This is a genomic window from Arthrobacter sp. 05L421 (genome assembly GCF_056397785.1).
In genome coordinates, this window is the sequence record NZ_JBFTOC010000014.1 from 32,406 (window position 1) to 50,070 (window position 17,665).

Annotated in this window: 11 protein-coding genes and 1 pseudogene; 3 read left to right on the top strand and 9 right to left on the bottom strand. The window is 61.1% G+C overall.

Annotated features, from left to right (window positions below; all coding sequences use genetic code 11):
- The first annotated feature begins 417 nt into the window (after nucleotides 1-417).
- Nucleotides 418-1,707: an ISL3 family transposase gene (locus AC1DKQ_RS15835; protein WP_476919545.1), complete on the top strand. Its 1,290-nt coding sequence runs from the start codon at nucleotides 418-420 to the stop codon at nucleotides 1,705-1,707.
- A 1,033-nt stretch (nucleotides 1,708-2,740) separates the two neighbouring features.
- Here the strand turns inward: AC1DKQ_RS15835 and AC1DKQ_RS15840 are convergent.
- The 9 genes and pseudogenes from AC1DKQ_RS15840 to AC1DKQ_RS15880 all read right to left on the bottom strand — a co-directional run.
- Nucleotides 2,741-2,935: pseudogene (locus AC1DKQ_RS15840) on the bottom strand (hypothetical protein); the annotation flags it as partial.
- Nucleotides 2,936-3,423: 488 nt separating this feature from the next.
- Nucleotides 3,424-3,585: a hypothetical protein gene (locus AC1DKQ_RS15845; RefSeq protein WP_476919546.1), complete on the bottom strand. Its 162-nt coding sequence runs from the start codon at nucleotides 3,583-3,585 to the stop codon at nucleotides 3,424-3,426.
- A gap of 89 nt (nucleotides 3,586-3,674) precedes the next feature.
- Nucleotides 3,675-4,994, bottom strand: coding sequence for a glycosyltransferase family 2 protein (locus AC1DKQ_RS15850; protein ID WP_476919547.1), 1,320 nt, complete (start codon nucleotides 4,992-4,994; stop codon nucleotides 3,675-3,677).
- A gap of 390 nt (nucleotides 4,995-5,384) precedes the next feature.
- On the bottom strand, nucleotides 5,385-9,098 hold the full coding sequence (locus AC1DKQ_RS15855) for a bifunctional glycosyltransferase/CDP-glycerol:glycerophosphate glycerophosphotransferase (RefSeq protein ID WP_476919548.1): 3,714 nt from the start codon (nucleotides 9,096-9,098) through the stop codon (nucleotides 5,385-5,387).
- A 150-nt stretch (nucleotides 9,099-9,248) separates the two neighbouring features.
- A complete protein-coding gene (locus AC1DKQ_RS15860) occupies nucleotides 9,249-11,054 on the bottom strand; it encodes a TIGR03767 family metallophosphoesterase (protein ID WP_476919571.1) in 1,806 nt (601 codons plus the stop codon).
- A gap of 85 nt (nucleotides 11,055-11,139) precedes the next feature.
- Complete coding sequence (locus tag AC1DKQ_RS15865; protein WP_476884779.1) at nucleotides 11,140-11,838, bottom strand: phosphocholine cytidylyltransferase family protein; 699 nt, start codon at nucleotides 11,836-11,838, stop codon at nucleotides 11,140-11,142.
- 226 nt (nucleotides 11,839-12,064) lie between these two features.
- A complete protein-coding gene (gene wecB / locus AC1DKQ_RS15870; protein WP_476919549.1) occupies nucleotides 12,065-13,210 on the bottom strand; it encodes a non-hydrolyzing UDP-N-acetylglucosamine 2-epimerase in 1,146 nt (381 codons plus the stop codon).
- A 54-nt stretch (nucleotides 13,211-13,264) separates the two neighbouring features.
- Nucleotides 13,265-13,588 (bottom strand): hypothetical protein, encoded by a 324-nt coding sequence (locus tag AC1DKQ_RS15875; protein WP_476884781.1) that lies wholly within the window; start codon nucleotides 13,586-13,588, stop codon nucleotides 13,265-13,267.
- A 75-nt stretch (nucleotides 13,589-13,663) separates the two neighbouring features.
- Nucleotides 13,664-14,245: a YdcF family protein gene (locus AC1DKQ_RS15880; protein ID WP_476884782.1), complete on the bottom strand. Its 582-nt coding sequence runs from the start codon at nucleotides 14,243-14,245 to the stop codon at nucleotides 13,664-13,666.
- Nucleotides 14,246-15,141: 896 nt separating this feature from the next.
- Here AC1DKQ_RS15880 and AC1DKQ_RS15885 point away from each other — a divergent pair.
- Together AC1DKQ_RS15885 and wecC are read left to right on the top strand one after the other, a co-directional pair.
- Nucleotides 15,142-16,377, top strand: coding sequence for a glycosyltransferase family protein (locus tag AC1DKQ_RS15885; protein WP_476919550.1), 1,236 nt, complete (start codon nucleotides 15,142-15,144; stop codon nucleotides 16,375-16,377).
- A gap of 14 nt (nucleotides 16,378-16,391) precedes the next feature.
- A complete protein-coding gene (wecC, locus tag AC1DKQ_RS15890) occupies nucleotides 16,392-17,645 on the top strand; it encodes a UDP-N-acetyl-D-mannosamine dehydrogenase (RefSeq protein WP_476919551.1) in 1,254 nt (417 codons plus the stop codon).
- Nucleotides 17,646-17,665: the final 20 nt, after the last annotated feature.

The window sequence follows — 17,665 nt, forward strand, 5'->3', positions numbered from 1 at the left end:
CGCCGATCAGTTGACCTGGTCGGCGTTCCTTTTGTCCTTGGACGCGGCAATTGGGCTTGTAGCTCTTGAGTACCTCCTGGCAGACCCAATTGGGGGAATTGATGGCCGGAGGAGAACGGTGCGCAGCACTGGTTGTCGTCCGGGCAAGCAACGGACGGCTCACAAGCGCGGGAGCTGTTTCCGACGCTTCCTCAGCAGTTGCGGGCGCGTGAGGGAGGTCGCGGCCGGGCCGCTCGGGTTAGCGCATGACGGTTCTCCCGGGTGGGATGCCCGGCCTGGTGACTCGGCTGGTGGACCGGCAACGAGGCTCTCCGTGGTTGGTGGTGAATTCGGGCTCGTGTCTTTAGACGCGTGGGGCCCGTAGCCCTGTTGTGATGGATGTTCTTGACGCATTCATCGATGACAGGACTACGAGCCTTGACCGAGCTTACTTCCCGGTGCCCTGACGCTGCCACCGCCATCTTCAACCTGCCCGACTACCGCGTTCTTGAAACGGAGATTCTGGGCTTCGGCCAGCGCCGGATCCACGTTGAGAGCACCGTCGAATCCGGGTGCCCGGACTGCGGTGTGATCGGCACCCGCCGGCATTCACGGCGCCGGCAGCGGGTCCGCGACATTCCCGTCGCCGGGCCGGTGGAAGTCATCTGGTCCAAGCGCCGCTATTTCTGCGACGAAACAGCATGCCCGCGCGGGACGTTCTTCGAAGCCACCGTCGAGGTCCCGCGCCTGGCCCGCTCCATCGTCCGGCTGCGGAACATGCTCGTCTCCGCTGTCATTGATTCCGGCCGCGCCGCCACCGAGACCGCGGCCGCGCACGGGGTCTCGTGGTGGCTGGTCCAGCGGGCCCTGACCATGGCGGCCACCAGGCTTCCGAACGTGGACAAGCTGCGGCCACGGATGCTGGGCATCGACGAACACCGGTTCCGTTCCGTCCGGTTCTTCAAGGACCCCGCCACCAAGGCCTGGACACGCTTCGAGCCATGGATGACCACAATCGTGGATCTGGACACCGGGCAGGTCCTCGGCGTGGTCGACGGCCGCGACCACAAGGGCGTCGGGGAGTGGCTCTTCAAGCGCCCGCTCGAGTGGCGCCTCGGTGTCCAGGTCGTCGCGATTGACCCGTCGGCCGCGTTCCGGAAAGCCCTGCGGATGTGGCTGCCCCGCACCGCCGTCTCGGTGGACGCCTTCCACCTGGTCCTGCTCGGGAACAACATGCTCACCGAAGTCCGCCAGCGCCTGACCCAGGAAACCAAGGGCCGGCGCGGACGCACCGCCGACCCGGTCTGGGCCAACCGGAGGCTGCTGCTCCGGGCCGGCGACACCCTCTCCGACCGCGCCAGCGACCGGCTCAGCCAAGTCTTCGACCTCGATGATCCGACCGGCAAGCTGCAAGCGGCCTGGAACGTCAAGGAACAGCTCCGCGCCCTGCTGCGCACCGGCTCACTCAAAGACGCCGCCGCGGCGAAGACCAGGCTCCGGGAACTCGTCGAACAAGCCGCCCAGCCCGAGACGACCAGGCTCTGGCGCACCGTCTGCCGCTGGTGGAAGGAAATCGAAGTCCTCATCGTCACCGGCGCCACCACAGCAAAAGTCGAGGCCAACAACACCGCCATCAAGCACCTGAAACGAACCGGACGGGGATTCGTCAATAGCCGGAACTACACGACCCGCATTATGCTCAGAAGCGCCGCCAGAACAGCGGTCTGATCATCCGTCGCGCAGTGGAATTCACCACGAACCGCGGAGAGCCGGCAACGACGGGTTGTCCCATCGCAGGTATTCGATGCGAGGAGGAGAACTATCATGCGGGATGAGGATAAGCCTGTCCGGATCGCGCGAGCAGTGGCAGGTATCGACTCGGCAATCACGGCACGGCACCCTATCGCGGTGCGGGAGTTTTTTAATGACGGAACAGAGCATCTGAGCCGTTCCTCGGTCGACCCGACGCTGGCCGGGCCGGCGAGACTCTCGCAGCGGCTGGCCGCAGTTCCGGCGCCGCTGACCGGTGGGCGCCACGACCCTGACGGCTGTGGTCGCCGAGCACACCCGCGATGTCGCCGAGCACACCCGCCAGGCCTCGGCGATCAAGGCCGCGGCCCGGGGGAGGGGGAGACTTCTGGGACGGCCACGTGGACCTGGACGCGCTGGCCGTGGAAGTCACCGAGTACTTCGCTGCCTGCAGGAGTGCCGGGCCAGGATGGAGCGCTTCAGCTCCCATACATGCCAGTGTTGGGAGCGTCTCTACGGCGATGAGGCGCCTGATCCGTTCCCCGCCTGGCGTTGCCCCGGCAACCGGTCCGTGCATCCGTGCCTAGTTCGGTGACTCATCCCGGCTCGACAGCGCCAAGAAAGCCGCGAACTATGTCGGCATTACGCCTCCAAACTGGTGACCTGTGAGGCTCATGACCCAAGACGGCCACGGCCACACCCGGGCCACCCTCACAGCCGCCAGGAAACTGGCCGAAAGGACCTGGAAAACCACTTCACGGGTAGATGTATGAGCCGCGCGATCTCGAGGGGCAGCCGGTCACCAAACGGGACACGAAAGAGCGTGAAGAGCCGGATTCCCGGGTGAGAGTCATGCCGCCATCCGGACGGCACTTCTCATGGGAGCCGATTTGTGTTCCCGGCGTTCCGGTAGCCGCGAGTATCCGCACTGCTCCTTGACCGTCCAAACGCCTGGAGCTTGCCGGCCGCGTCATCGGCGGCGAAGACCTCGGCCAGACGGTGTGCGACCGGCTCAGAGAGCGTGTCGCCGGCGCGCAGGAGCAGCCGCCGGTGCGCCCAGGCCTTGTGGATCCCGCGTCCGCGGCGGCCTTTTTACCTGTTTGGACAGGTCCTGCCGGGTGACGGTCACGGCCTGGCTGGCCAGTGAGGCCAGGTGGAAGTGATCGACCGCAACGGCGGTGCCGGGAAGCAACATCCTCAATGCCTTCCTGAACGCGGCGGGGGGCGATCGCTACGACCTCCACGCCCAGCCGCCGGGCGAGGGGGGCGGCGAAGAGCCAGTCGCCGAAGCCTCAGTGGTACCTGCCATGGAACACGCCCGGGCCTGGCCGGTGTCCAGGTCCACGATGGGTGGTAATCCACGGCTCGTGCCTGATCCATGTGCTGGATTCAGGATCACGGAAGTACCGCACGGACCGAAGCCGGTGTTCGTCGGTGCCAAGCATCCTCGCGCTCAGCCCGTCCACCTCAGGCAAGGTCAGGAGGCAGGGTTCGGTCGCGCGGCGCTGACCATCCACAAGGTCACCGTAAACGCGGCGGCGGTCTCGGACACGGCCCGCGAAACTGACGACCGAATCAACGAGTTGGTGCCGGGGCCGGGAGGTGGAGCGGGCACGGCGCTGGACCTGGGCGGTCGATTCGAATGAGCGAGAGCCGTGAACACTTGGGTTCCTCGCAGTACCAGCGGTACTTGGATCAGAGCAATTCCACGGCGCCGGCGGCCAGGATGTCCCCGGATTCGCTGGAAGCGCCGCTCCTTCTGCCGCGTCGCCACGACATTGCAGGTGGGCAGCCAGGCAGCTGGTCGGTTTCGTCAATGACCCGGCGCCGGCCGTCGTCCAGAACGGTCGCGGACATTACGCGGTATTCAGGTAGGTTGACGATCCTGGTGACAGCGTCGGCCGCCGCCTTAAGGAGTAAGTAAAAAAGGGATGAAAGACCTAGGGCTAACTAATAGTAAACTTCTCCCAATCTTTTATAACTTCCCTAGCGAACGCAACTGAACCTGATTTGTTTGCAGTGAGAAAGCGAGGGCTCTTGCTATCCTCATTCTTAAAGCCATTAAAGCCAAATTTAATAGATATAAGCGCGCTTTTGTCTTTGCTTAGTCCGAAGACCTGAGCAATATTTCCCCTGGACTTCCGCGGAACACCGTCTCTATCCGAGCCGATAAAACTGGCTTTGCCATTCTGAATGAACGATATGAAACATTCAGAGCTATCATAACTGGCAGTAATCCTGATGGGGATATAACTAGCGTTATCCAGCACCGCTTCAGGTACCGCCTTAACCATATCCTCCTGAACGGAATAGCTCAAGATGTCGCCATGAGAGTTAATGACATTCGCATTTGTAACCTGCTGGTTATCAATGTTAACAACAAATCCAGCCTGTAGACATTTCGACATTTTTTCTTCATCAAAAACGTGCATCGCTAAATACGCCTCACGAAGGGATTCTTCGCCGCCCTCTACATAACGATCTGTGAGGTACTTGGTTCTGATCTTAGACACCTCATCTAGGAACGGGGTGTTGTAAACCTTACCTGCGCGATTGATCATCTTTTGCACAAACAGTGGCCTTGTCATTGCCTCAAAATGCAATATAAACATTGAATTCAACACGAACCCATGTGAGAAAGTTTCATTCATGGGAACTGGCAAATGGCATGACGGCCTGAAAATATTCTCGGATGTTCTGATGAAACTCTTTCCGGTGACATGACCAAAGAATCCAGATTTATTTTTCATACCTACGTCTGGATAGATCCCGTTCCAGAAATTATAGTCGACCTTTCTTCTTGATTTGAAGTATCTAGTGTCAAGTGTATCAGCGAGTGACTCCGGTTCTTTGTTCAAATAAACAGCTTCTAGAGGACGAATTAGAACAGAGAATACATTGATTGGAATGTAAGACAACTCTTCTTCAATGCTATTCATTGGGAAGAGCAACTCGTCAATATCAACATGTAACAGCCACTCGGTTCGGCAGATCGATGATGCGTGAAGCAGATTATGATACTGCCTATATTCGACATAATCGGAGCGCTCACCCTTTTTGTATCTTAATGGGTGAAAATGCTCCCTTTCTTTCCAGAACTTATCATCACATAAGAAGAAAACAACTCGATCATCATTTAACTTGTTATGTATATTTTGATCAATTGGTGAGTCTAGAAAAATATACATCTTTGTAACGCCGAGACTTATGTAATGGTGAATGAACCTTTCTACTAATTCATCAGGTGCTTTTACTGTGGTAACCAATGACCATGTAGAGGACATATTCTTCCTAAATTACTCTTGTGAAAATATAACAAATTATGTTATAGGCACTTTTGTGTCATAAGTCAATTATGACCCAGTTCCTAAAAAGACTTCCCAAATCACCCGCACGCTCAGTGACTTAACCTGCCCAGTTTCTTGGTGACACTTTAGTTTGATTATTCGGGGGCCGTTTGGTGGTTTTGTTGATTGTCTCAAAATCGATTGATTTTTGCTTGCCGAGTCCCCGTTGGCGGCGGCGGAATCTGTCAGTGCGTTTGGGACACATCCACCTGGTCAGGCGTGTGCGGGGACCTCGCTTTGCTGTGGCTGGTTTGATCCACGCAGCTGAGGGGCTGCCGATCGCATACTCGGGAGGTGCCGGTCGCTCGGTCAGTCGGGGCTTGCGGTGATGCCGATGGCTTCCTTGTCCGGCCATAGCGCATCAAAGACCCGGCTTGTAGCCTCACCGTCGCAGTGCGGGGCAAACATCTTGACGAATGCCTCGTATTTGAGGGCGTAAAGGCTGGAAGCGGCAGAAATATCCTTGATGGACTGGACGACTTCCTCCGTGGTGTTATGCAGGGGACCCGGTGCCATTTCTTCAAGATCGAAGTAGAAGCCGCGTGTCTCGTCCCGGTACTGCGCGATGTCCGGTGTCAGGAAGATAATTGGCTTGCCCGTGACACAGAAGTCGAACATGACGGATGAGTAGTCGTTCACCAAGATGTCCGCGGCCGTGTAGAGGTCGTTGACTTCCGGGTACTCGGTCACATCGATGACGAACTTGTTTGCCGCCGTCTGCCGCTGGCCAGCTATGTTGTGGTGTCCGCGCAGGAGCAGCACGTAATCGCTGCCCAGCTGCTTCTGGGCCTTTTCGAAATCGAGGTAGGTGACCATTTCGTACTGCCGTGCGGCGTTCTTTGCATTGTCGCGCCAGGTGGGGGCATAAAGGATCGCAGTCTTGCCGTCGGGGATTCCGAGCTTGGCGCGGATGCCGGCCCGGTTCTGCTCCATCCGCTCGGGGGCGAGGCTGTCGTTACGGGGATAGCCCTCGGCCACAACCCGTCCCTCGAACCCGAAGCAGTTGGCAAGGACCCCGGCGGCGTATTCGTTCTGCGCCAAGAGGGCATCCCAGTACTCCGCCTCCCGCCACATGAGGTTCCAGTAGGACAGGGAGAAGCTGGTCCGGGCGACGTCGTTGCCCAGCTTCTTAAGCGGAGTGCCGTGCCATGTCTGGATGTAGACCTGCCCCTCGCGCTTGCGGAAGTAGAACGGGAAGTTGTTGTTGTTGATCAGGATCCGGGTCTCGGTCAAGAGCTGGTACCACAACCTGGAACCAATCAACACCGGTGAGGTTCCGGCAGGTATGGGCACGGAGTGGTCCGCGACCGCCCAGTACATGGGCCACGGGGTTCCCCGCCGTTGGAATTCCTCCAGGAGGCGACGGGGGCTGTCGGTGGCGCGGCGCCCACCGAAGCACATGAACAGGACGGCGTCCTTGAGCTCCGCGCTTCCGGCCAGGGTTGCCGGCGTGCGCAGCGTTTGTTGGGCGAATCTGCCAATCTCATCAGCGGCGAAAGGCGGGCGAAGGTGGATAGTTAGCCCACCGTTCCCTGGCGTGCGGCTGACTCCGATTTCGAGCCGGTCCGCTTCCATTCGCGCGGGCATCTGCGACTGTAGTCCGGGCGACGCCGGGATCCAGTACCCGAGGTGGTCGGCGACCCCGGGCGGGACGTGACGCACGCTGTAGGCCCCGGTTTCCGGCATTACCTCGTCGCCGCCCCAGGGCCGCTGGGGCAACAGGAAATCGGCAGTGAAGACGTTGCTTCCCCCATTGGTGCGGACCGTCAAGATGACGTTAGTCGCAGGGATGACGGCCTTCCCGCTGGCGAGGACAAGGCGGGGGACCGGGGTCATCGGCAGATCTGCAGTGCCTTCGATCCGTAGGATGCGTTTGTCGGGTGAAACTTCGACTTTGGACGCACTAATGCGGCTCTTGCGCTCCTGGACGGTGATGAACCCGTAACCTGTCAGTCCCACCCTGAGGCTTCGGGTCTGGTTGGACTGGGCCTCGAGCTCGTGGGTGCCGCCCTGCCACGCCACTGGCTGAGGCGCATTAAGTCCGTTGTCCAGACGCAGCTGCCACTCGTACTCGACTGTTGCCTCGGCTGCTGTTGCGAGCGCCGGGATGTCGATGGTGTAGACGGCTCGGTTCCCGGCCACGTCCTGGCAGGTAGCAGTCTTCCGGATGCCAAACTTTCGGCTCTCCATGGAAACCCTGGGGGCCACAGGGGCCGCATGGGCCTCGACGGTGAGCTTCAGAGTTCGTCCCTCCAGCTCCACGGATGTAGCCACATACCGTGGTGTGACCGGAATCAAAGTCAGGCCGGTGGTTGATACGCGCATCTCCACGGCCAACCTTGTGATGTCCTGCATGGGCCCCACGGGCAGCCGACCAGTTGCACCGTTGAGATCACGGCGCGTCAGAGGCGCTGAGAGCGTTTGCCCGCCGGCACTGACGGTCAGGAGAACGTGCCAGCTGGCGGGGACTGCAGCCCCCTTCTCTTCAAGCACCACGGCCGGGTCAATGGTGGCAGTGAAACCCGCGTCGGCGTAGGACGTCCAGTTGTCGTTGGACTCCCAATCGATAGATTTGTCCGAGTGGCGCGCCACAGCAAGGGGGACAGTCTCGCCGGAGCTGGTGTTGACCAGGGAAGCCTGGATGGAGAGGTTGCCGCTGTTCGGGTCCACGGAGGAGATATACGCGTGACCGCCGATTACTAGCTGGCCGTCGTCCTGCCAGTCGAAGCTGGTCATCTTGCTGACCAGGCGCAGGTCAATATCGCGGCAGGACAGGAGCCCGGGTTCGTAGGCTGAGAGTTCCTCCAGATACCGGGGCTGAGCGAGAATCCCGGAATCCGTCACCTGCGTTGGGAAGCTGGACGCGTAGTCGCTCCGGTGATTGCAGATGCGGACAACGTCCTCGCGCTTGTTCGCGATGACGGCGGAGAGGATCAGCCGGTTGTGGATCCGAATGAGATCCCAGTCCAGTTCCTGACCTTCGCTAAGGCGCAGCACGGTGGCGTGCAGCAAATCCCAGTACTCGGGGCCGGTGCGGGGCACCACCTCGTAGTACCGGAATAGCCCGTTTCCCAGTTCTTCGGAAAGTAAACTCCGATAGTCATCGGGCGCCAACACCGTGCGGACTCCAGCGGCCAGGGACTCGAGACGGTGCAGGCGGTCTTCGAGGTATCCCGGCTGGCAGATCAGCTCGCGGGACGGGGGCCGGATAGCGGAGTCCAAGGATGTATTGACGACCTTGCGGTTAAGAACGTCGAATGACTTGGCGCGCGTGTACAGGGTTGCAACGGCCTCGTACTGCCAGTGTTCGCGATCCACTGGGACGTCGGCGCTAGCCGAAATCCAGAAGTCACGCCTGAATAGTTTGTTGGCAAGGGCGCCATCCACGAGGATCTCCGGGACGTCCGTAAAACTGGCCCTGGGCCGGGGTTTCGCGTGGATTTTCTGCTGCCGCGGCGACGTGGAGCTAATTTTGCCCTTCACGATTCCGGTCATGCCGACGGCGAAGGACGAGCCGGTCTCCCGCAGCGAGCGGAGCATGGTGTCCAAGCTGTATTTTTCAACCACATCTCCCGCCGTGAGGAACATGAGGTACGGGGCCCGGGAAGAGGCCACGGCGCGGGCGCGGGCTTCTTCCTCGCCGACGCCGGAAAATGCGAGGTACTTTACCCGGCGGTCACGCTTCACGAACGGCTCTACTGCTCCCTTCCCCACGCCGCCCGACGATGTATCAATGACGATCATTTCCAAGGCGGGTTTCTGGCCAACCAGGCTTCTCAGCGTCTTATCTGGATCGGAAGCGTAGTCTGCCACTAGGACCACAACGGAGAGCTGTGGTAGCTGCAAGAGGCCCAGCGGGGACGCGTTGAGCGCACGTTGGACTTTTGCCAGATTGGCCGGATGGGCCAACTTTCGGATCTGCTGTTGATGCTGCGGCGGCAGCGCCCGCCACACGCGCCGCAGGTTCCTCTTGGCAGCGGCCTTCAACGAAGCTATGGCTTGGCTCTCTCTGCGACCTGGCATTCTTGAATTCGCTTCTTTCGTCTGTTTCCAACCGGCGGTTGTTCCGTCTTTGGGTACAAGTAGATGGGTGCGGCCTCCGCGCCGCCCGATGGACACTCTGTCAATAATGGCACGGCGTCCCGCGACAGGCCGATCCAGGTGGGCTGAAGCTTAGAAGGGCTTCTTGAGGATCAAGTCAACATTCTGGTCCTTGATGCCGCCACTCATCTCAATGCGGTCCAGCCCTGGACGGTTCATGGCGAGTTCAAGGCTCAGGGCCGCAAGGGACTGGGCAGTTTGCTCGCCCTCGTGCCGCACGCTCTCCGGCGTCGAATGATCCACCAAAGTGGCCGCAATTGACAGCGTTCCGTCGCCGTTATCCATAAGCTCGACAATTCTCGATTGCTGCGGATAGTCGATGAGGGAAGCCGTGGTAATTTCCCAGAATCCACCATATTCATATTTGGCTTGGTGCGGGGTCACTTTGTGCTTGTGCCTGTGGCCGTTCATCCAGGCGACCACGTTGGGGTAGCGGGACAGCAGCCCCAGGAGTGCCGATCGATTCAACGGCGGCCGGCCGCCGTCGGAGGATTGCTCCTCCTTATCAAAGGTGGACAGCGGATGGTGGCTGAACAACACCACGAGACGGTCATGGGCAGTGGATGCGGTAAGCCTGCCCTTGGAATCGTAGGATTTCGCAGATACACCCTTGAGTTGTTCCTCAAGCCAGTCGGCCTGGGCTGCATCCAGGACGGCCACAGTGCTCCCGTCCGGGCTCGCCGTGTTCAGCATGACGCCGACTACGTCAGGAGAGAGGTCGAAGGTGTAGTACGGCGTCGCCTCGGAGTCAGGGCCGGATCCAAACTGCACCTTGGTTTCACCGGCCGGCAGGGCGTCCATGAACTCTGCCTTGGTGAACGGGCGGCGTAGTTTCGAGGCACTCACGGTTCGGGACGGCATTGACTTGATAAGCCTGCGCCGTTCGCCGCCATTGGAACTATTGACATCCTTCCAGAAGTCAGTGGTGTCCATGCCTTGCGGGAGCCTAAGCGGAAGCCGGTCACCGACTCGAAGGGTGTCAACGAACTCCGCCTTGGAGGAAATCGGGTCCGAAGGAGACCGACCGGCTTCATCGTGATTTCCCACGCCGATGTACCACGGAAAAGCTGAACCCTGCGCGTTCACCGGCTTGATGGCCGCCGTGAGAAGTCCGGGAACGGTAGGGTAACCGTGAAGCGCCTTCCAATCATCCGGGGAGACCAGGGTAATTTCCGGCTCGGGATGCCAAACGCTCTTCGACAGCTCGCTAGGAGCCGGACCGTGATCCTGGACGCCGCGGTAGGCGGCGGTGGGATGTGAGGTCACGGATCCCCCCTTGAAAACACCGACTGCGGCCGACAGTTCGCTGAGGGCAAAGGTGTTGGTGAGATCGCCCGTAGTCACTAAGCAGTCAATAGCGCGTTGTCCGATGGGGCCGAAGCGGACGGCGTTGAGCTTGCGGACCGTCGCGTCCAAAACGTGGACCGTTAGGAGATCCTGGGGCCTAAACCTCCCGGACGAAGGGTACCCGTCCGCGAAGTCAAAGTATTGCCACAGAAAGGACAGCCTGCCGGGATTGGCTGCGTCGAGAACGTGCGCGTCCGTCAGATGCCCGAACGTTGCCAGGCCGATTCGTCGGCGGCTAACAGCGCGGCCCCGGGTGCAGAGGTCCTCACGGACTTCCGTCTCAAGGGCGGGTCCGCGCGCCAGCCTCTGGTAGGGCAGGCGAGGCGCGGACCGGGACCCTAAGATGACGGTGGCTTCCAGTGTTGACAGCGGTGCTGCCGGCTGCGGAATTGCCGGCGCGTTGCCCGAGGATTTGGATAAGGATTCCGACGTTGATCCGGAAACCCCCAGCACAGTGACGCCTACCGCACTAGCCAGAGACCACCGGAGGGCCCTCCGCCGTGATACAGGCGTGTTGTTCGGGTGTCGCACTTGCTGATGTAACCCTTGCTGTTTCGATCGGCTTGCGGCGGCGTCAGTCGCCTGAGCCGCCAAACTTCGGACTACTGAGTTGCCCTTAGAGGCTGGCGTTGGCCCGGGCCAGGTCGTCCGGGAAGTCGACCTCCACAGCGTAGAAATCGCTGATGTCCACGGGGGTCCACTTGACGTCGTCCTGCTTGATGGTCAACTCGATCGCGGCCTCGAAGTAGTCCTGGTCGTCGACTTCGATGAGTCGCTTGAGGAATTTCTTCTTGTCTTTGGAGCTGACGTAGTTGATGCCGACAGCCTCGCCCTGGGCAACGTCGGCGGGGACAGTCTTGGACAGCTCCAGGATGTTGCCGTCAGCGTCAGTGGTGTATTTGACTTCCTCGTCGGAAACCGAGGACACATCAACGGTGATGAAGGATTCATCACGCTTGATGTAGGGCGCCAGCATCTGAAGAATGTCGGGGTCAAACACGACGTCGCCGTTCATCCAGAGGACGCCGCCCTTGGCCGAATTCCGGATCGCCTTCAGGAGGCTCTTGGAGGTGTTGGTCTGATCAAAGTTCTCGTTGTACACAAACGACGCGTTCGGAACGTGTTCGAGGATCATCTCGAGCTTGAAACCGACGGCAACGGTGAGCCGGAGCCCCTTGCCGAATGCCTTCTGCAGGTTGTGGACCTGCTGGTGCATGATGGTGCGTCCGTCACTAAGCTCCGTCATGGGCTTCGGGTGCGGGCGCGCAAGCCGCGTTCCCATTCCGGCGGCAAGAATTACTGCCTGAACTCTCATTTGTCTTTCCTCTTCTACGAGCGATCCTGGTGGCGGGAGCGGTGAGCCATTGCATCGCTAGAGATCGCCCCGGAACCGTATGGACCGGCCAGAGGGCGCTGCCCCGCGTCCAAGCATAAGGGCTTGGGCACCGTGGCGCCGAATAGTGGTGGCCACTCTCAGTTAACGCAGTGTTAACTCCCCGGATGACATCCCGTTGCCGTGGGCGCAATATTGCGACTGGCGCTTACCCGCCGGTGAACTCGCTAATCCGGGATCCCACGCCCACCAGTTCCTCGATGGCTGCCACGGTCCGCGCGGCCGCCTTGCCGTCCCCGTAGGGGTTGACGGCGTTTGCCATCGCGGCAAAATGTCCGGGGTTATGGAGCAGGCGGGTCACCTCGGTGACGATCCGTTCTTCGTCCGTACCGATCAGCTTCACGGTGCCGGCTTCAAGGGCTTCGGGCCGTTCCGTGTTTTCCCGCATCACCAGGACCGGCTTGCCCAGGCTTGGGGCCTCCTCCTGGACTCCGCCCGAGTCCGTCAGCACCACATGGGCAACGGACAGCAGCCGGGTGAATTCGCCGTAGGCAAGCGGTTCGGTCACCAGGACGTTGGCCTTGCCCTCCAGTGCGGGAAGCACTGCCTCGCGCACCACGGGATTCTTGTGGGCGGGCAGGACGATCACGAGGTCCGGCTCGGCGTCGGCGATCCGGGCCAGCGCCCGCCCCACGCCGCGCATGGATTCGCCCTGGTTCTCACGACGGTGCGTGGTAACCAGCAGGATCCGTCGGCCACTGGCGGTAAGTTCTTCCAGCCTGGGGTCCGTGAAGGGGAGCTGCTTGTCCACTGTGGCGAGCAGGGCGTCGATCACCGTGTTGCCGGTCACCACGATGTCCTGGGGGCTGATGCCTTCCCTCAGCAGGTTTTCCCTGCTGGTGGAGGTGGGTGCCAGGTGTAGGCGGGTGATCTGGCTGGTGATCTTGCGGTTGGCTTCCTCCGGAAAGGGGGAGAGCAGGTCGCCGCTGCGCAGGCCGGCCTCGACGTGGACCACCGGGATGCCGTGATAGAACGCCGCGATGGCGGCAGCCGTGGACGTGGTGGTGTCGCCCTGGACAACCACGGCGTCGGGCCGCGACTGGGCGAAGAGCGTTTCCAAGCCGTCGATGGTGCGCGTCATGATGGCGGACAGCGACTGGCGCTGCTGAAGGATGTTGAGGTCATGGTCCGGAACGATGCCGAACAATTCGTTGACCTGGTCCAGCATCTCGCGGTGCTGGCCCGTGACTGTCACAATGCAGCGGAAGTGCGGAGACTCTTGCAGGGCACTGACGATCGGCGCCATCTTGATGGCTTCCGGCCTTGTTCCGAAAATCGGCATGATGCTGTGCATGGACTATCCCCCAGAAAAGGTTGGTTGTGGTGTGTAAAGGCTAGCGGGGCAGGTTCAGCCCAGCAGCAACAAGGCGATTACGAGAGCCGGGACGCTGACTGCGACGAAGACGACGGCGATAAGTGCCGCCAGGCGCTTGCGGCGGTAGGCGACTTCCGCGTCGTCGAGGTCCAGATTTGCGGCCCGCTTGGCCGGCGCTGACCGTTCGCTTTCCTGCTGCTGTGTGGTCGGTTCACGCGATGCGCGGACCGCGGACAGCGGAAGCGGCGCGGCATCCGGGACCAGAAGCATATCTGGAATGTCCTCGTGCAGGCGGCGCCGGCGCAAGTGTCGCGGGGCCGCGACCAGCGGGGGAGCGCCGTCGGCAGGGTTCTCCAACGTATCGTCCTCCTCGGCTCAATGAATGGTCGATCAGGCAGACGGCTGCAACCTGACGAGGTTCAATTCTTACATTTATGCGCCATGATTGGCGCATTCCGGCCGCAAGGAAGCGTCGATCAGTCCTCCGGTTTCGATGACGAAGCGCCGGATCCATTGGCCCAAGTCCAGACTTGGATGCGAGGCAACCATCTGGACTTCCGCCGTCGTGCACTGTCCTATGAGACGGCCCGCGCGGGTGACGTGATAGCTGGAGGTCACCACGGTGACGGACTTCCAGCCATTGGCCTCGATCAGGCGGGAGATTGCCCGCGCCTCCCCGCGGGTGTCCAGGTCCGGGGGGCGGAAGCAGATGACAGCCGCGTTGGGGAAGGCGGCTGAATTGCAAGCCTCATCCGCCTCACGGTTGCCGAAAGTGTCCGTGTGCGAGATCACCAAAACCGGGATGTGAAATTCGGCCTGGACCTGGCGGGCCACTGGCAGACGTTCGGAGGCCGCGCCGCCCAGCATGATGACGGCGTCCGTCCGGTGCACGCTGAGCGGATCCACGTTGATGAACAGCTGAACGGCGATGATCAGCCACAGCAGGACGCCCCCGGCGGTGAAGGCGAGCACCCGGCGGGTGGCGGTATTTACCGCGGGGACAGAAAGAGGCACGGCTGAAAGTCTTTCACGCGCTGGCGAGTGGAAGAAATGGTGGCGGATCCCTGCGGAGAAACTTTCCCAACAGCAGAGTGGTCCGGTGTTGTTTGGCCTTCGTTCATCTTGGACCGCCATTCCCTTTACCTGAGCCTCCTAGCTTCGATGAAGGTAGGGGGCCCAGGGTCTTTTTGGCCCTGTGACGGATTTCCTTTGGCACCTTGGCCGGAGGGGCGCATCGCTGAGGAGAACCGAGTAGTGCCTGCAGACGGAACGAATTGCCGTAGGAGCCCGGACTGATGGGCATCCTCAGCGACACGCGAAAGGCTCTGCGGCATTTGAGCTCTGCTGTACGGCCGCGGGCCAGGGGTTCAGCGGGCGAATGGTCCGGGCGGGGCGGAGACCGCCAGTTGCAGTTCAGGCCGTACTACAGTTCTGTACAGGGGCCGCGGCGCGCAGACCTGAACGCGGGCGTGATTCTTGATGATTTCTCCCGCACGGCTATGCGGTTCGAGTGGAATTTAGTCGAACTGCGCCGGGAAGAGTGGCGTGATCAACTTGGCCAGACTCGGATCGATTTCTTGTTCGTGGAATCTGCATGGAACGGGAATTCCGGGTCCTGGCAATATCAGCTCACCGGTTCTTCGGGTCCAGGTGTCGAGCTGGTCCGGCTGGTGGACTGGTGCCGTTCCCAGGGAATTCCTACAGTGTTCTGGAATAAGGAAGATCCTCCCCATTACGGTGATTTTCTGCCCGCAGCCAAGCTGTTCGACCACGTCTTCACCAGTGATTCGGACCGCATTCCTGACTACGTGAGGGATTTGGGCCACACGCGGATAGACACCCTTCCTTTTGCAGCCCAGCCAGCCATTCACAACCCTGTCCGGACCGGCCTCGGATGGCACTCGCGTGGCGTGGCTTTCGCGGGGATGTACTTTGCCCACAAGTTTCCGCAACGCCGCGCCCAGATGGACATGCTCCTGGGCGCAGCCATTGCTGAAGCGGGATCGGGCGGCGCCGAGCTGGAAATCTTCTCCCGCCAACTGGGAGGCGACAAGAAATATCAGTTCCCTGAGCCGTTTGACCAACACGTTGTCGGGTCATTGAGCTACGCCCAGATGCTGACCGCCTACCGGGCGTACAAGGCCTTCTTGAATGTAAATTCCGTGACCGATTCGCCCAGCATGTGCGCCCGGCGGATCTTTGAGATCACGGCCTCGGGAACACCGGTGGTCTCGACGCCCAGCGCGGCGATATCGCGCTTCTTCGAGGACGGCGAGGTGCTGGTTGCCGGGGCCAAGCCTGAGGCGGAGAGGTTGCTGCGGAGGCTGACGTCCGACGCCGAATTCAATGAAAGGGCGGTCCACAAGGCCCAGCGCCGGATTTGGGGCGAGCATACGTACGCGCACCGAGCAGAAGCCATTGTTCAAGCGGTCGCGCCGGAACGATGCTGGCCGGTCGGCCTGCCGTCAGCCAGTGCATTGGTGAGCGCAACAAGCCCGCAACAGCTGAGGCAAATATTTCAGACCGTCGGCGGCCAGGACGGCGTCGACTTGGAGCTCGTCCTGCTGACTCGCGGCTTCGCAGCCGCCGAGGGCCTGCTCGCTGAGCTGGCCCACACCTATGGCGTGGCGAAATACAAAGTCCTTCCCGCCCCGGCCGCCCTGACTCTCGGGGAGTGCCTCAACCGGTGCGTTGAAGCATCGACGGGGGTGGTGCTGACCAGGATGGACGGCGAGGACTACTACGCGCCCAACTATCTGGTTGATCTGCTGCATGCGCTCACTTATTCCGGCGCGGACGTGGTGGGGAAGCAGTCCCACTACTCGCACTTGCGGCCCAGCCGGGCCACGGTGCTCCGTGCTGCGCACCAGGAGCACCGGTTCAGCGGGCAGGTGGCTGGATCCACCATCACCGCACCCAGGGCGGTCTTTGAGGCGCACCCGTTTAAGGCGCTGAGCCACGGCGAGGACACGGCCTTCCTTACGTCCGTCGCGGCGGCCAAGGGCTCCATTTACTCCGCCGACAGATTCAACTACTGCCAGATGCGCGCCGACGACGGGAACGGCCCGGGCGTGCCGGACGACGGACCCGCAGGGGCCGGCGAGATCCAAATTTTCGAAAATCCACGTGAATTCATCACGCTTTGATAGGGGTCAACAGATTGACTAGCTTCCAGAGAATCGCCGTCATTGGACTTGGGTACATCGGGCTGCCTACAGCCGCGATCCTGGCGACCAACGGCCTTGACGTGATCGGCGTCGACGTCAATCAGCGGACCGTCGACGCCGTGAACGATGGGCGCGTCCCCTTTGTTGAACCGGACCTCGGGATTCACGTCGCCGGAGCCGTCAGCCAGGGCCGGCTCAAGGCAACCACCCAGACGCCCGCCGCAGATGCGTACATTGTGGCGGTGCCGACGCCGTTCACGGCTGACAAGAGCGCCGACCTGAGCTACATCGAGGCGGCCGCGCGCGGGATCGCGCCGGTACTGCAGGGCGGCGAACTGATCATCCTGGAATCAACCTCACCCCCGGGGGCAACCCGCCACCTGGGCGAGTACATCGTCTCGCTCCGGCCGGACTTGTCGCTGGACGGCGCCGAAGGCAGGCCTTCGATTCTCCTGGCCCACTGCCCCGAGCGGGTATTGCCGGGCAAAGTCATGATTGAGCTTGTGACCAACGACAGGATTGTTGGAGGGGTCACCCGCCGGGCCGCCGATCTTGCTAAAGAGCTCTACTCGGTGTTTTGCCACGGCGAAATACTGATTACCGATGACGTGACCGCGGAAATGGCCAAACTGGTCGAAAACTCCTACCGCGACGTCAATATTGCGTTCGCCAATGAACTGTCGGTCATTAGTGCAAAGTTGGGCATCAACGTCTGGGAACTGATCCGGCTGGCAAATCACCACCCGCGCGTCGACATCCTGCAACCGGGCCCCGGCGTCGGTGGGCACTGCATCGCGGTTGATCCCTGGTTCATCGTCGCTGCGGCGCCTGCCGAGTCGCGTTTGATCAGGACAGCCCGGACCGTCAACGACGACAAGCCCCGCTGGGTCCTTGACCAGGTGCATGCTGCTTTCGCCAAGCTGCCCAAGAACGCCGAGGTTGCTCTCCTTGGGCTCGCGTTCAAGGCAAATATCGATGACCTGCGCGAGTCGCCCGCCATTGAAATTGCCCAGGCCATCGCCGAATCGATGACAGGCATCCGGATTAACGTGGCCGAGCCACACATCGACAGCCTGCCCGGGAGCCTTCAGGGACAGGACAACGTCCGGCTGGTGCCACTGGAGGAAGCCGTCAGCCGTTCCTCGCTGGTGGTGGTGCTGGTTGACCATGACGCCGTCCGTGCGCTGCCCCCCGAAGTCCTGGCCGGTAAGCTCCTGGTCGATACCCGTGGGGTGTTCAGCTCATGATTCTTCGAATCCAACAGAGA

What these genes read in the sequence shown, in the direction of transcription:
- wecB (WP_476919549.1), bottom strand. Translation starts at nt 13,210, where the DNA reads ATGCACAGCATCATGCCGATTTTCGGAACAAGGCCGGAAGCCATCAAG.
- AC1DKQ_RS15855 (WP_476919548.1), bottom strand. Translation starts at nt 9,098, where the DNA reads ATGCCAGGTCGCAGAGAGAGCCAAGCCATAGCTTCGTTGAAGGCCGCT.
- AC1DKQ_RS15865 (WP_476884779.1), bottom strand. Translation starts at nt 11,838, where the DNA reads ATGAGAGTTCAGGCAGTAATTCTTGCCGCCGGAATGGGAACGCGGCTT.
- AC1DKQ_RS15845 (WP_476919546.1), bottom strand. Translation starts at nt 3,585, where the DNA reads ATGTCCGCGACCGTTCTGGACGACGGCCGGCGCCGGGTCATTGACGAA.